At 70.4% G+C, this 14054-nt stretch carries 14 protein-coding genes; 6 read left to right on the top strand and 8 right to left on the bottom strand.

Translation table 11 applies throughout. The annotated features are described in order from the left end of the window. Positions 1-103: 103 nt before the first annotated feature. Complete coding sequence (locus E1286_RS19215) at positions 104-709, bottom strand: TetR/AcrR family transcriptional regulator (protein WP_132614385.1); 606 nt, start codon at positions 707-709, stop codon at positions 104-106. A 33-nt stretch (positions 710-742) separates the two neighbouring features. Then, positions 743-1333: an LLM class flavin-dependent oxidoreductase gene (locus E1286_RS19210; RefSeq protein WP_281282697.1), complete on the bottom strand. Its 591-nt coding sequence runs from the start codon at positions 1331-1333 to the stop codon at positions 743-745. 261 nt (positions 1334-1594) lie between these two features. On the opposite strand from E1286_RS19210, the gene E1286_RS19205 reads away from it, so the two are divergent. The 4 genes from E1286_RS19205 to E1286_RS19190 all read left to right on the top strand — a co-directional run bounded on the left by E1286_RS19205 (position 1595) and on the right by E1286_RS19190 (position 6550). Continuing rightward, positions 1595-4339, top strand: a complete 2745-nt coding sequence (locus tag E1286_RS19205) for an ATP-binding protein (RefSeq protein WP_132614383.1) — start codon at positions 1595-1597, stop codon at positions 4337-4339. A 170-nt stretch (positions 4340-4509) separates the two neighbouring features. Further along, complete coding sequence (locus tag E1286_RS19200) at positions 4510-5532, top strand: AfsR/SARP family transcriptional regulator (RefSeq protein WP_132614381.1); 1023 nt, start codon at positions 4510-4512, stop codon at positions 5530-5532. A 40-nt stretch (positions 5533-5572) separates the two neighbouring features. Then, positions 5573-6061 (top strand): hypothetical protein, encoded by a 489-nt coding sequence (locus tag E1286_RS19195; RefSeq protein ID WP_132614379.1) that lies wholly within the window; start codon positions 5573-5575, stop codon positions 6059-6061. Positions 6062-6118: 57 nt separating this feature from the next. Then, complete coding sequence (locus tag E1286_RS19190; RefSeq protein WP_187368187.1) at positions 6119-6550, top strand: nuclease-related domain-containing protein; 432 nt, start codon at positions 6119-6121, stop codon at positions 6548-6550. Positions 6551-6656: 106 nt separating this feature from the next. Here E1286_RS19190 and E1286_RS19185 read toward each other — a convergent pair whose 3' ends face one another. Next, positions 6657-7244 carry a fasciclin domain-containing protein gene (locus E1286_RS19185; RefSeq protein ID WP_246074981.1) on the bottom strand — a complete coding sequence of 196 codons (588 nt, stop codon included), beginning with the start codon at positions 7242-7244 and terminating at the stop codon, positions 6657-6659. Positions 7245-8229: 985 nt separating this feature from the next. On the opposite strand from E1286_RS19185, the gene E1286_RS19175 reads away from it, so the two are divergent. After that, positions 8230-8511, top strand: a complete 282-nt coding sequence (locus E1286_RS19175) for a recombinase family protein (protein WP_165969799.1) — start codon at positions 8230-8232, stop codon at positions 8509-8511. 76 nt (positions 8512-8587) lie between these two features. Here the strand turns inward: E1286_RS19175 and E1286_RS19170 are convergent, their stop codons facing one another. Both E1286_RS19170 and E1286_RS19165 read right to left on the bottom strand, forming a co-directional pair. Beyond that, positions 8588-9469, bottom strand: a complete 882-nt coding sequence (locus E1286_RS19170) for a PhzF family phenazine biosynthesis protein (RefSeq protein ID WP_132614373.1) — start codon at positions 9467-9469, stop codon at positions 8588-8590. 208 nt (positions 9470-9677) lie between these two features. Next, positions 9678-9983 (bottom strand): DUF1330 domain-containing protein, encoded by a 306-nt coding sequence (locus E1286_RS19165; protein ID WP_132614371.1) that lies wholly within the window; start codon positions 9981-9983, stop codon positions 9678-9680. A 188-nt stretch (positions 9984-10171) separates the two neighbouring features. On the opposite strand from E1286_RS19165, the gene E1286_RS19160 reads away from it, so the two are divergent. Then, a complete protein-coding gene (locus E1286_RS19160; protein ID WP_132614369.1) occupies positions 10172-11074 on the top strand; it encodes a LysR family transcriptional regulator in 903 nt (300 codons plus the stop codon). Here the strand turns inward: E1286_RS19160 and E1286_RS19150 are convergent. The 3 genes from E1286_RS19150 to E1286_RS19135 all read right to left on the bottom strand — a co-directional run bounded on the left by E1286_RS19150 (position 11009) and on the right by E1286_RS19135 (position 13958). Next, positions 11009-11506, bottom strand: a complete 498-nt coding sequence (locus E1286_RS19150; protein WP_223190116.1) for a DUF4158 domain-containing protein — start codon at positions 11504-11506, stop codon at positions 11009-11011. The two genes, E1286_RS19160 and E1286_RS19150, sit on opposite strands and share 66 nt — an antisense overlap. A 363-nt stretch (positions 11507-11869) precedes the next feature. Next, on the bottom strand, positions 11870-12454 hold the full coding sequence (locus E1286_RS19145; protein WP_132614367.1) for a DinB family protein: 585 nt from the start codon (positions 12452-12454) through the stop codon (positions 11870-11872). A gap of 1129 nt (positions 12455-13583) precedes the next feature. Further along, a complete protein-coding gene (locus E1286_RS19135) occupies positions 13584-13958 on the bottom strand; it encodes a hypothetical protein (protein WP_132614365.1) in 375 nt (124 codons plus the stop codon). Positions 13959-14054 lie beyond the last annotated feature (96 nt).

Here is a 14054-nt window from a genome sequence, read left to right as displayed (position 1 = left end):
GGGTGTTACTCCGTTCGAAGGCGTGCCGTACCGTGCGGACCACAGCTTGCGCGGCGAAAATGTACTGTCAAGTCCATTTTTGGGACGTCAGGACGTCAGGACGTCAGAACGACGGTGGACGGCCGGCTCGAAGGTGCGCGAGGCCCATGTCGAGGGCGGCCTCCAGGTGTGTGGTGCGGCCGGTGGACAGCTGGATCAGCACACCCCCCTGGATGCACGCGAGCAGCGCGGCCGCCGCCTGGTCGGGGTCGAGGCCCGGGTCGATCTGGCCCGCGGCCTGCATGTGCCGTACGCCGGCGGCGATCTCGGCCTGCCAGCGGTTCATCAGCTCGGTGACCACGGCCTGGGCGCCGGGCGTGTTGCCGCGCAGCTGCGACATGACGGAGTTGAGCGGGCACTGGCCGCCCTGGCTGCGGTAGCGCTCGACGACCCGGTCGCGCCACTGCTCCCAGGCGTCCCAGGACGTGAGGTCGCCGAGCTGGGGTTGCTGGTCCTCCAGCACACGGTCGGCCTCGACGCGGGCCACGGCCAGCAGCAGCTCCTCCCGGCCGCCGGGGAAGTAGTGGAAGAGCTGGCTCTTGCTCGTCGACGTCCTGGCCAGGATGTCGTCGAGCGTCGTGTCGGCCACACCGTGCTCGCGGATGTGCGTGGCCGCGCCTTCGAGGATGCGTTGCCGCGTCGCGGCACCCTTGCGCGTCAGCGGACGCATGACAACCCTCCGAATTGGACGTTATAGTCCAGTCTATGGCCTCCTGCGCGGACGGATGCGCTGGTGCTGGGACCGGCTGGAACCCGAGCCGGAGGGCCGCGGCTCCCCTCGGCGCTGATCGTGTGCGACGGCGACAGGAGGCAGCCGGGCCCGGCTGGTCAGGCACCTGCCCGGCGGCCATTCGCCGTGCCTGTCCCGGCCAGTCGAGGTCACCCGCTCGCCGCTGGCGGCTGAGCGGTCACGCCAGCAGGTCGGCGAGCCGGTCGACCTGCTCGATGTCGCCGCGTATCGCGGCGGAGCCGGGCACGCGTAACCGGCGCCCCGATGGGCGACCCGCGCCAGAGCCCGCGGCACGAACCCGCCGAACAGCAGCTCGGGGCCGCCCTCGCTCACCGGCGCCGGACCGATCGGCGCGGTCCCCTGGGCCACCGGTTCGCCGGCCCACACCCGGCACATGGTCGCCAGCTGCTCGTCCATCCGCCGCCCGCGGGTGGCATGGTCGGCGCCCACCGCGCGGAAGTCGTCCTCCCGCGCGCCGACCCCCAGTCCGAGGGTGAACCGGCCACCGGACAACACGTCGAGCGTCGCGCTGGCACCGCGAGTCCGAGCGTCACGGCCGCTCACCTGCCGTGACGCCGGACCGGACAACGATGGCGGCCCCGGCCGGCCACGTCGTGGCGCGCCGGTGGAAATCGCAGGTGTCGGTGTGGTTCGGCATGGTGGGGAGCGTAGGAGCAGGACGTTGACGAATGATCGACGTCCGTACCGGCTCGCCTCTGCGGAACGTATACGTCCCCGCTCGGCCCCGGGACGCGGCGTACCCCGGACACTTCGGTAGTGTCGCGCTCGGGGGACTGACGCGGACACAACGGGGGTTTCCGCACCATGTCGCTTTTCGGACGGGAAACCGAGCTGCAAGCCCTGGCCGAGCTCATCGACCGGCCGGGAGAACGCAGCGGCGTCCTCATCCACGGGGAGCCCGGCATCGGCAAGACCGCGCTGGCCGAGACCGCCGTATCGGCGGCGACGGCCGCCGGCTTCCGCGTGCTGACGACGACCGGTGTGGAAGCCGAGCAGAACCTCGCCTACGCCGGCCTGCACCAGCTGCTGTACCCGATCCGGGCGACCGCGGCCGCGCTCCCCGCCGCACAGCGCACCGCCCTGCACACCGCCCTGGGCCTCCCCGACCCGGCGAGGCCGAGCGCCGACCTCGCCGATCCGGGCGAGCCGAGCGCCTACCTCGTCGGGCTGGCCACGCTGAGCCTGCTGGCCGACATGGCCGCTGACCGGCCGCTGCTGGTCGTCGCCGAAGACGCGCAGTGGCTTGATCGCGCCGGCGTGGACGTCCTCGCCTTCGTGGCGCGCCGTATCGAGTCCGAGCCTGTCGTACTGATCGCCACCCTCCGGGAGGACGAGCGCTCACCCCTGCGGGACGCGGGGCTGACACCGATGCACGTCGGGCGGCTCTCCGACGAGGTCGCGGCCGAGGTCCTCGGCTCGGTCGCCCCCGGCCTCGCCCCAGAGGCGCAGGCGCGGCTGCTGGAGGAGGCGGCGGGGAACCCGCTGGCGCTGACCGAACTCCCCGCCGCCGTGGGGGACCGCGCCGGGCCCGGCCCGGTGCTGCCGCTGAGCGATCGGCTGGAGCGCACGTTCACCTCCCGTGTCTCCGCGCTGCCGGCGCCGGCCCGTACGGCGCTGCTGGTCGCGGCGCTGAACCAGAGCGACTCGGTGGCCGAGACGCTCGCAGCCACCGGCCTGCTCCTGGGCCAGGCCGCCGAGCCGGAGATCCTCGCACCGGCCGTCGAGGCACGGCTGGTCGAGCTGGGCGCCGGCACGGTGACGTTCCGCCACCCCCTGATCCGCGCGGCCGTCCCGGCCGCTGCGACGCTCGCCGAGCGGCGGCAGGCCCACCTCGCCCTCGCCGGCACGCTGCGCGAACAGCCGGACCGGCGGGCCTGGCACCGGGCCGCCGCGACCGGCGGCGCCGACGAGAGCGTGGCGGCCGAGCTGGAGTGCGCCGCCGACCGCGCCCTGCGCAGAGGCGGGGTCGCCGCAGCGGTCGCGGCGCTGGAGCAGGCGGCCCGGCTGAGCGAAGGCCAGGGCCCGCGGGCGGGCAGGCTGCTGCGAGCGGCCGAGCTCGCGGTCGAGTCCGGCCGCCGCGACACAGCCGAACGCCTGGTGCGCGAAGCCCGGGCCCTCGACCTCACCCCGCGCCGGCGCGCCACCGCGGCCTGGCTGCTCAGCGGCTTCGAGGACGGCGTGCGCGAGGACGTCTCCCGCGTGCCGCAACTCGCCGAGCTGGCCGCCTCGGTCGCCGCGGAAGGACACGCCGAGCCGGCCACGCGGATCCTGTGGGGCGCCGCCATGCGCTGCTTCTGGTCCGAACCCGGCCCCGCCACCCGCCGGGCGCTGCTGGGCGTGGCAGACCGGCTGCCCCTGCCCGGCGGCGATCCGCGCATGGTCGCGATCAGCGCGTACGTCGCGCCGTTCGAGCGGGGCGCCGCCGTGCTCGACGGGCTCCGTACGCTGGCCGGGGCCGCCGGAGCGGACCCCGAGGTCGATCGTTACCTGGGCAGCGCGGCCCTGCAGGTGGGGGCGTTCGACCTGGCCGTCCGCTTCTCCGCGGCGGCCGCGCCCGGCCTGCGCGCCCAGGGCCGGCTCGGGCTCCTGCCCCGGGCGCTGGCCGTCCAGGCGTGCAGCGGCGCCAGGCTCGGCGACCTGGCCACGGCCGTGCCCGCCGCGGCGGAGGCCGCCAGGCTCGCCCAGGAGACCGGCCAGCCGTTCATGTACGGGCTGGCCAGGGCCGTCCAGGCGGAGATCGCCGCGTTGCGGGGCGATCACGAGGAGGCGCAGAGGCTCGCCGACGAGGCAGAACGCGTCGCGCTCGCGTCGTGCGCCCGGCCGGTCCTGGCCACCGTCCAGCTCGCGCGCGGCCTGGCGGCCCTGAGCGAAGGACGCTTCGACGACGCGTTCGCCGGGCTGAGCCGGCTGCTCGATCCCGCCGACCCGGCCTACCAGCTGGCCCTGCGTGCCTACTGCGTCGCGGAGCTCACCGAGGCCGCCGTACGCGCCGGGCGGACCGACGCCATGCGCCGCATCCTGCGCGAGCTGGAGCCGCTGGCCGCGTCGACGCCGTCGCTGGCGTTGCACATCGGGCTGCGCTACGCGCGCGCCGTGCTCGCCCCGAACGAGAAGGCCGAGACGCTGTTCACGGCCGCGCTGCGGGCCGACCTGACCGGGTGGCCCGCCGAGCGCGGGCGGCTGCACCTGGCGTTCGGCGAGTGGTTGCGGCGCCGGCGCCGGGTGGTGGAGTCGCGGGCGCACCTGCGTACGGCCAGGGAGATTTTCGACGCGCTCGGCCTGGCCGCGTGGAGCGAGCGCGCCCGCCGCGAGCTGCGCGGCGCGGGAGAGTCGAGCCCGAACCGGGGCCCCGACGCGCGGGAGAAGCTCACCCCGCACGAGCTGGGCATCGCGCAACTGGCCGCCGAGGGGCTGACGAACCGGGAGATCGGCCAGCGGCTCTACCTGTCGCACCGGACCGTCGGCACCCACCTGCACCGGATCTTCCCCAAACTCGGGGTGAGCTCCCGGGCCGATCTCGCCCGCATGTTGCGGACGCTGGGGGAATGACTGCTCCGGCGGCGGTCGGATGACGTCGCGGGCGTACGTCATGGGGGCGAGTGACGTACACGGACAGCGTCACGTGACGGTCGCGGCGGCCGGCCGCGCGAGCCTAGCGTTTCCGGATGTAGCGGACCCACGCGTCGGGTCCACCTCTCCTGAAGGGACGCATCCCGATCGTGATCGGACAACCGGCCGACGTCTCGGCCCGGTTCACCATCCTCGGGCCGCCCGGTCTTCATTGCGGGGACACGCGGCTGGATCTCGGATCGCCGCAACAGCAGGCCGTCCTGATGCTGCTGCTGGCCCGCGGCGGCGGCTTCGTGGGGATCGGTGAGCTGATCGACGGTGTGTGGGGCGAGCGCGCGCCGGTCAGCTGCGAACCGGTGATCCGCACGTACGTCTCCCGCATCCGGCGGCTGTTGGCGGAGCACGGCCTGGCCTCGGCGATCTCCTCGCGGTCCGGCGGCTACATGCTCGACCCGTCGTCGTTCGCGCTGGACGCGCGCGAGTTCGACGAGCTGGTGGAGACCGCCCGGCGGGAACGCGCGGACGGCCGCCTCATGGTGGCGGCGAAACGCCTGGAGCAGGCGCTCTGCCTGTGGACGGGCACCGCGCTGGCCGGCGTGCCCGGCGAGGCCGCCGAACGCGAGCGGTACCGGCTGGAGCGGCTGAAGCTGACCGCCACGCAGGAGCTGCTGCGGCTCCAGCTGGACATGGGGGAGCACGCCGAGGTGGCGGCCGAGGTCCCGCCGCTCATCGAGCTGAACCGTCTGGAGGAGCCGCTCTACGAGATCTACCTGCTCGCCCTGTACCGCGGCGGCAGGCGGGCGGAGGCGCTGGAGGTCTACCGGATGGTCTGCGACCTGCTGGACAAGGAGCTGGGCGTCGGCCCCGGGCCGAAGCTGCGGGCGATCCACGAGAGGATCCTGCGGGCCGACGCCGACCACGACGAGTTCGCGACCCCGTGGACCGTTGCGCTGCTGCTGGAGGCCAAAGACAGCCTGCAGCGCATGCTCGCCGCCGTCCCGCTCACCGACGACGAGCGAGCCGCGGTCGACGACGGCCAGGCCGCCCTAGACCAGCTTTTGGAACGTCTCGCCGACGTCCCCACGCCGTCCGGCGCGACCCCGCGGCAGATCGGTATTCCGGCCCAGGCGACGCTGCTTCCGGTCATCGCTGTCAATCAGAAGTCGACGTAATCAAGCTGCGGCAGGCCCCGCGACCAGGCAGCATGACGGCATGACGGATCTCCGATGGGACGAGGTCAGGGAATTCTTCGATCCCGACTTGATGGGCGCATTGCCGGACCTCTTTGTCCCGGACGCCACCGTCGAGGACTGGCAGGCCGTCCTGGACTTGATCAGAGCGCGTGGATGGCAGTGGCAGTATTCGCAAGGCGACACGGTGCTGCCGCTGCCTACCGCCGCCGAAGTGCTCGCGCGTCCACCCGAGGCTGAGACGGTGTCGCTGCGAGTCTGGCCTGCTCCGGGCGTGCTCGCGATCTTTCGGCTCATATCGGAGTCGGAGATCGACTTCGACGTCGACCTTCGTGAACTGCAAGGTCAAGAGGGGGTCGACACACTCTGCGTCTTCCTCCGGGCGATCGGGAGCGAACTTGGCAAGCCGGTGCTGACGACCGCGGAAGGCGGAAGCCAAGAACACCCGGTTCTCGGCTTCGATCCCGTTGTCGGCAAGGTCATCCTGCTCGGAGATCCGGCGCCCAACTGACCGCGACCGATCGACACGGCTTGACACAACAGATTCCACATAATGGCCGGTTGCACCGTGCTGCACGACCGTGCAGTCCCGCGAAGTCGCGCCAACGTCGACCACGTTGTGATCGGCCCGACCGGTGTGTACGTGGTGGACTCGAAGAAGTGGCATAGACGGACCACGATCAAGCCGGGCAGTGGCACGCTCTGGGTCGGTCGCACGCCGATCGCCAAGGTTGTAGGGCCGGTGGTGTTCGAGGCCCGAGCTGTCGCCGAGGCATTGCGCCGGGCGACCGGTCGCCCGGTCGACGTCGTCACGGTCGTCGCCGTACACGGTGGCCGGCTGCCCCGCTGGGGAGCGATCAACGCTGGGGGGACGACGATCCTTCGAGTTTCGCGCGTTCACGGCTGGATTGCTCGCCATCCGCGCAAGTACGCCGCTGAGGAGGTCGCCATGATGGCGGCGGCCGCCGAGCAGACACTACCCGCGTACGTCCCCCAATAGGTGCAATTATCATTGATTACTTTAAGTAGTTAGTTAGGTCAGGCAAGTAACGTTCGCGTACTTGCCTGACCGATCGTGCTCTTCGTCTAGGCCGGGTCCAGACCCGTCACTGGGGCATCAGGACCTTGTCGACGATGTAGACGGTGGCGTTGCTCGTGGGCACGTCGCCACAGACCATTTTGGCGTTGTTGATGGTGAGGTCTTCACCGGAGCCCTTCACGGTCAGCTCGCCGCCCAGCATATTCTTGAGCGTGGCGCCTTCCAGGTCGGCCGGCGCTTTCTTGCCCTCCACCACGTGGTAAGAGAGGACCTTGGTCAGTGCTTGCTTGTCGGCCATGACCTTGTCCCTGGCGTCCGGCGGGATCGCCTCGAACGCTTCGTTGCTGGGCGCGAAGACCGTGATGTCCTGAGCGGAGTTCAGCTTGTTCTCCAGCCCGGCCTTCTTCACCGCCTGCGACAGCATGGAGAGTTCGGGTACCTGCGAGAGGGCGGTGCCGACCGGCTGGTCCGCGATATTGGACAGGCTGTCCTCAATGGAGGCGCAGCCGGGCCCGATCGGGCTCGCCGTTGTGGTCGGTGACTCCGGCGTGGAGGTGTCCTCTGGCGAGGGCGAGGCCGCCGGCAGTGTAAGGATGGATGCCTCGGCGGTTCCGGCGGTGCTGGCAGTCAGCGCCAGCGCCGCCGCGAGAAGCACTCGTTTCACTGTGATCCCCCGATTTCGGTGAGCTGTGGCGGGCGAACCCACTACAGCGAATCGGCCCCGGGGCGGGGCGCCACGGGCCCTCCTCTTCAGTCTGGGTGGCCGTCGAAAACCTGGACGTTACGTCTGGCCTAAAGGGCGCAAAAGCCGCAGTGAGCCCGTAAAGGGACCGGTCAACGGGACCCCTTCTCGGTACGTGGCTGAAGGGGACATGGAGCAAACTGGCCATGCGGCGCTTGGCGCGCTCGCCGCGGCGGTCGTACCCGGCGGTGGTTATGGCTGGAGCGACTCGCGATAGCGGCGGCCACCAGGTAGGACGGGTCGGCATCCGGGGGCGAGCCCTGTCGTAGTCCTGGGTGGTGCGCGGGTCCGCGTGGCCGAGCGCGAACTGGCGGTCTTTAGAGCGCGTCCGGCAGCGCCCGGCCCGCTGGGTCCTTAGGACGTGATGGCCTGCTGACCGGGCTCGCCGCCAGCCTTGTGAGCGTTTCCCTCGCTGTCGTCAAGCATCTGTAGCGCCATGCGTGGATCAGTGAACAAGCGCGGATTCTTCATCATGCGATCGACCTGCTCCGGAGTCAGCTCCCGCACTAGCTAGGGGAACACCATCGACCTTCAAGATGAGCACGTTGCTGAAGTGGAGCAGAGCGTTGTCGTTGTTCTCCAGCGACTGCAGGATGGCCGCGATCGCTTCGGCCTGAGCCTTGGTGATCTGAGACTGCGGCTCGCCGTACCAGCGCGCCTCAGCACCTGCGCGCGCGATACTGGCCCGCGCGGCGTTGGAGTACCTGAGCCTGGAGGCGGTCGTGGAGCTCGGCTTCCTCGGGTGTTTCCGGCTCGCTGCGCTGCCGGATCGGGGCGGGCTTGGGTCGCAGCGTCACGCGGTCGTTCGCGGCGGCCTGTTCGGCTGCCGCCTCGGCTTCGGCAAATGCCCGGTAGAGCGAGGCGACGGACGGCGGCTTGCCCTACCCTCGACGGCATCGTGCTCGACACCAGCGACGACATGTGCGGCGAACTGATCTTCACCGTGTTCGCCGCCATCGCCAAGTTCCAACGTCAGCAGATCGTCAAAGGCACCCGCGAAGGCCTCGACGCCGCCCGCGCCCGAGGCCGCGTCGGCGGCCGTCCGCGCGCCCTGACCTCCGAGCAGATCGCCGACGCCCGCATCCTGCTCGGCGCCGGACAAACCGGAACCGCCGTCGCCGCCAAGCTGCGCGTCTCCCGATGGACCCTCAGCCGCGCCCTCGACACCGCGTCCCGCTGACGGCCGCCACCGGGTGCCCACGCTTGACCGCAGCGGACAGCCCCAGCCCCATGCGCGGATCGCAGAAGAGGACGGTCTAGTTGTCGCCTCGGTGTCCGTCGCGGACCACCGCTAACCCGCCGATCCGGGTCGTGATGCCCGCCGGCCCGCGTCGGGCCGAAGCGAGCACGCTGGCCGGTCGACCGAGGGTGTCACCCTGCTCCACCTCGATCGCGACCGTCTGTGCCCCTGTCGTGTCGAGCAGGTGGGCGGCCAGGCAGCCGGTGCTGTTGGCGTTGGCGACGTCCTCGTCGACGCCGATCGCCGGCGCGAACATCCGCGCCGCACCCGGACGGTCGCCCACCGGCGGTACGTACACGAAACAGCCGAGGAGCCCGTACCGCTGGCACGCCGCTGTCAGCCTGCCGAGGTGTGGGTGGACTCGGAGCAGCGCCGACCGGTCGTGGACCGGTACCAGCATGCGTGGTGCGCCGGGCGCGGCGATCCGTGGCGCGTCGGTCGGATGCGGATCGTCCGCGGTGAGCCCGAGCGCGGCGACGATCGCGGCGCGCTCGTCCGGCGCCGGGTGACGCAGCGCGACGAGGCCCTGGTCGAACCACACCTCGATGCCGGCGGGGCGGCGGATCGCGACGGTGTCGAACGTGCGCCCGCCGGTGTGTTGGCGGTCGTTCAGCTCGCCCAGCGCGGTGCGGGTCAGCCGGACGGCCTGCGCGGCAACGGTGCCGTGGCCACAGCCCGACAGTTCGGCGGTGGCGGTGAAGAACCGGACCGGCCAGCCACCGTCCGGCGTCCGCCCCGGGCCGAGGAACGCCGCGTGCGAGGTGCCGGCCGCAGCAGCGACCGCACGCCGGTCCGCGTCCGTCGCCGCGGGGTCGTCGTCGGTGACGGCCGTGGGGCTGCCGCCCCGGCCGTCGCGCCGCACGCACGCATCAACTACCGTGACATCCGGCCAGGACATCGGCCCACCTTGGACGCTCAACGAACCGGCAACCGCGAACGGCGTCCGCCGATAGCCGGACCTGGCCGCAACGGCCGACCGAACGCGTCCCGGAGCGTACCGTCCTGCCTCAGCCGGTGCCGTCCTGCACCGGATAGTGGATGATGACCGCACCGCCGGTGGCGTGCGTATCAGGTGACGGATGCTCAGCGATGGCTGGGCCCGCCGGTCAGTCGATGCCTTCGATGATGCGGAAGTCGCGCTCGAAGCCGTCGGGCAGGGCCACCAGCGCCTTCTGGTATGCCTCGCTCTCGTATGCCGCGACGGCCTGTTCAAAGCTGTCGAACTCGATCAGAACGACGCGTTGCGTGATTCCGGCCTCGTGGGCGACGACTCGACCGCCACGGGACGGGATCCGGGACAGGACGCGCCCGCCCCCAGCCTGGACAGCCGGACCGGCCAGCTTGTCGTAGGCAGTCAGCCTCTCAGGGTCGGAAGTGGCGGGGTAGACACTGACCCAGTAGCCCTTAGCCATGGAAACCTCCTGTGTTCGGCCGGACACGTCCGACTTCGAATTGACACTCAGATCGATCGATCCCGGCGACGGGTACTGCGGTCAGTTGAATCGTCATATGCGCAGGTTAGGGCTTGATGTGCGGTCGAGGGAAAGACCGGTACGGGATAGACTCAGAACGGATCGTTATCAATCGGCAGGGAGGGCACGTGGCGCCGGATACGGTGAGTCTGCGGTACTTCCTGGTGCTGGCGCAGGAGTTGAACTTCACCCGCGCGGCCGCACGGATCGGTATCGCACAGCCCGCACTCAGCGCCCGGATGCGCCGATTGGAGGCGGAACTCGGTACGGCCCTGCTGGTCCGCAACACGCGTAGCGTCGTATTGACCACGGCCGGTGCGGCTTTGGCGGAGTCCGCGCCGCCCGCGCTGGCGGCGCTGGACCGGGCATGGGACACCGCCCGGAGCGCGGCGGCCGGTGAACTGGGCACGCTGCGCATCGGATACAGCCTCAGCGCCGGGGCCGAGACGGCACCGGCCCTGGTGGACAGGCTGATTCGCGGCAACAGCGGACTCGAGGTCGGCGCGGTCCCGATGGCGACACCGGAGATCTCCCCCGCGGTCGCCGACGGCCGCATCGATGCCGGGATCACCCGCGGTGAACAGCCGGGCCGTGGCGTGCGCCGGTTCCTGCTGCGGCGTATGCGCGTCGGGGTCCAGCTGGCGCAGCATCATCCGCTGGCCGAACACCCGGAGATCGAGATCGCCGACGTGGCCGCGTATCCGCTGCGACTCCCGGACCGTGCGGCCAACCCCGTGATCCACGATCAGCTGTCCGCACTGTTCCGAGACACCCGACCACACCCTCGATTCCACACGCCCGCAGTCTCTTTCGACATGTCTCAGCGCGACCTGCGCGACGGGGTCACCCTCGCCCCGGCCGGAGAAGCCGCGGTCACGGCACAACCGGCCGGTCTCACCTGGCGACCACTGCGGGGCGCGCCCAGCCTGACGATCCACCTGGTCCTCCCACGCGAGCAGTGGCCACTACACCGCCGCATCCGTGCCGTCGCCAAAACCCTGGCGCACGAGCTGCACTGGCTGTCGGACTGACGCGCAAGAGGTCAAGCGAGACGGACGCCTGCGGTGGCGAGGCCGAAGACCTTGCGCCCGGCGGACTTCGCGGTGATGACGACGGCGGTCTTGGTGAGTGTCCGACACGACCTCGCTACGCCGGCGGATCAGCATCCGATGATGGCCCCGGGTCCGGTCCGAGTCGTACACCGCGGCGACGTCCTCGCCCAGCCCGAGATCTCGGCGGATGTGGGCCACCACTGCCTCCGGGACGTCATCCAGCCGGGGGAAATAGCCCATCCGGTTGAAGCGCTTCAGCTGCACCATCAGTGCCAGCAGGTGGTTGTCCGACCGCACCTGCCCACTCGCCCACGCGATCTCCTCCGTCTGCGGCGTGTAGAACACGTGCAACTCCCGGGCCGACAGGAACCGCTTGAACCGTGGATACGCGGTCCGCTCGATCGACGTCACGCCACAACCCCAGACCCGTAAATATCAACCCATACGGATCGAGGAACGTACCAAAGATCAACTACGCCGAGGGCTGAGATCGATCACATCCGGGAACCCCCGCCCTCACCAGCGCAAACCCGAGGGCCGCTCAGCCTGTTGCCGGTTTCCGCCGTACCTTGGCTGCACCCCCTCAAGGCCTGTCTACCTGGGCTAACTCCACTCGGGTGTACCTGGTGACAGCTTCCTTGACGACAGGCCAAGAAGAACCGAGCGTGCGGAGAGCGCCTCGAGGTCGTTTAGGGCGCGTCGCAGCACTCCGACCTTTGGCGTTTAAGTGATCTTGCTGGTGGGGGGCCACGGTGGCGCGATTGTGGTTAAGCCTTAATTGGTGCGGGCCGCCCTGGCGGCCTGCTCGATCTTCGCGCAGTAGGCTGCACGGGCTTCCTCGTCGATCTGCTTCTCGTATTCGGCGCGCAACCCGGTCCGGCCGTCGAGGCCCTCGCGCAGGATATCGGCGTGCCCGGCATGCCGGGTGGACTCGCCGAGGACATGGACCATGATGGCGAACAGGTTCGTGTGCCAGGCCGGCGTTGACTCCGGCCACCACGGCACGTGGCCGGGGGCGTCGAGGGGAAGCTCGTTGATCGTCGCGTCCGAGTGTTCCCACGTGCGCCGGTAGAACCCGATGATCTGATCGCGGGTCTCGTCCTCGGTCGCCCACAGATCGCTGCCGTCGGAGTCCTGCCACCGGGGCAGCGGTTCCGGGGAAGGGCGGTCGAAGACCTCGCCGAAGTACCTGGCCTCGACGGTGGCCACGTGTTTGACCAGGCCGAGGAGGTTGGTCCCGGTCGCTGTCAAAGGTCGGCGGGCGTCGTATTCGGACAAGCCGTCGAGTTTCCAGAGCAGCGCCTTGCGGTCCCGCCGCAGTCTCTCGTGCAGGTTGTCTTTCGCGAAATCGTCGATCATGGGTCACGATTCTGTCAGGCTGCGCCGGTGGGCTCAGGTTGCGAGCTGCCTGGCGTCGGCTCCGCCAACTATCGCGAACTCGTCGCTGTCCGGATTCCTGGCGGCCGCCGATTGAATGCGGGCGGCGGCTTCCTTATCCATCGGCGTGTGCTTGCTTGCTCATGTGTGTTGGCCTGGAACTCCCATAGCCGCGGCGAGCCGCCACTCCATCAGTGCCGGGGCGAGGTGCTCGGTGACGGCGTGATGGCTTCGGTGCCGGGTTTGACGTAGCGCATGGCCATGGAAGGTTCTTGTGCTGGTCTTGCCCATGATGAGCTGGAGTGGGGCCAAGGTGGGTGGCGGCGCTGTGGTGCAGTTGGTGCAGGTCGAGTCCGGCGTAGGTGTCGAGCCGGACGCGGGTGCGACAGGTGCTCCTGACCCCCAGTCGCCCCCAAGTCTTTCCTGCGAAAAGTCGACTCCCGGGCATATTCGGCCAACCTGCCCCAAGCAGATATGCCCTTCGGCCCATCCGAGCGGAACGTCGCCTAATGCGCTGCGGCGCGATGCCGAACACGGCGCCGCAGCTTCCATCAAATTAGATTGTGGAGCCTGGTGGCCCCGGGCACAAGCCCGACGAGCTGGTACACCACCCCGGAGAACGTCCAACACGTTGCCTACACCGGCGCGGACGGGGGAATACACGAACGGTTCCTTCCCATTCGCTAAAGCACTATCCGGGCATCGAGGGCCCGAGCATGCGTATCTGAGGCGGCTCGGCATACTGACCCCACTGGACGCGGCCGCCTCGCCCGGAGCGGGAGTCACCGCGCTGGCGTTCCCGCCCGATGGCCGCGTGCTCGCCGTCGCCAGAGGCAGGGGGTCGGTGCAGCTCTGGGATACCGTCGCCCGCCGGCCGATCGGATCGAGCCTGCCGACGGTGCCGGCGACTACATCCTCGCGCTGGCCTTCAGCCCCGATGGCCGCACCTCGTACGCCTCGGGACAACGCGTGCCGTTGCGAACGTACGAGCTCAGCCCGGACAGTGCGGCGGCCCGCGTCTGCGAACGCGCCGGCGGCGGGCTGTCGCCCCAGGAGTGGGAGGCCTGCTTCCCGCACTACGACCATCGGCCGACCTGCCCGCAGGAGCCGGTCACGGGTGTACGGCGCGGATCTCCGTGACGGTGAACTCGTCGACGACGTGCCGGTTCTGCACCAGGAACCCGACGACGCCCGCCACCGCCTCCGCGGCCACCGCCGCTCGCACCTGGCCGCTCAGGAGGTAGACGAGCGGCGTCGACGGCTGGGTGAGGGCGAAGCTGCGGTCATGGCGGTGGATGTCCTGCAGGGCCCTGATCGGGATCGGCCGCGCGGTGGTGAACCACGCCGCGACGTCCCACAGCGGCAGGGACAGATCGGGCTCGGCGGAGGCGTGGTAGCAGCTGACGCAGCCGTCACCGGCGTGCTCACCGTGCGGGCACGTCCACTGGGCGACGTCGGCCTGCCGGTGGTCGCGGGCGTTCAACATCGCGGACTCGACGACGCGGCGGCGCGGCGGTCGTGGCGAATCGGGCGGGAAGGAATCGCTGCTGATGATCGAACCCCTTCGTGCCTACGTCACATG

The organism is Nonomuraea terrae (genome assembly GCF_004348995.1).
Classification (GTDB): domain Bacteria; phylum Actinomycetota; class Actinomycetes; order Streptosporangiales; family Streptosporangiaceae; genus Nonomuraea; species Nonomuraea terrae.
This window is presented reverse-complemented; position numbering and strand designations above follow the sequence as displayed.

Bases quoted from the DNA above. Each gene is read 5' to 3' on its own strand.
- E1286_RS19215 (WP_132614385.1), bottom strand. From the start codon at position 709: ATGCGTCCGCTGACGCGCAAGGGTGCCGCGACGCGGCAACGCATCCTC.
- E1286_RS19205 (WP_132614383.1), top strand. From the start codon at position 1,595: ATGTCGCTTTTCGGACGGGAAACCGAGCTGCAAGCCCTGGCCGAGCTC.
- E1286_RS19195 (WP_132614379.1), top strand. From the start codon at position 5,573: ATGACGGATCTCCGATGGGACGAGGTCAGGGAATTCTTCGATCCCGAC.
- E1286_RS19170 (WP_132614373.1), bottom strand. From the start codon at position 9,469: ATGTCCTGGCCGGATGTCACGGTAGTTGATGCGTGCGTGCGGCGCGAC.
- E1286_RS19165 (WP_132614371.1), bottom strand. From the start codon at position 9,983: ATGGCTAAGGGCTACTGGGTCAGTGTCTACCCCGCCACTTCCGACCCT.
- E1286_RS19145 (WP_132614367.1), bottom strand. From the start codon at position 12,454: ATGATCGACGATTTCGCGAAAGACAACCTGCACGAGAGACTGCGGCGG.
- E1286_RS19135 (WP_132614365.1), bottom strand. From the start codon at position 13,958: ATGTTGAACGCCCGCGACCACCGGCAGGCCGACGTCGCCCAGTGGACG.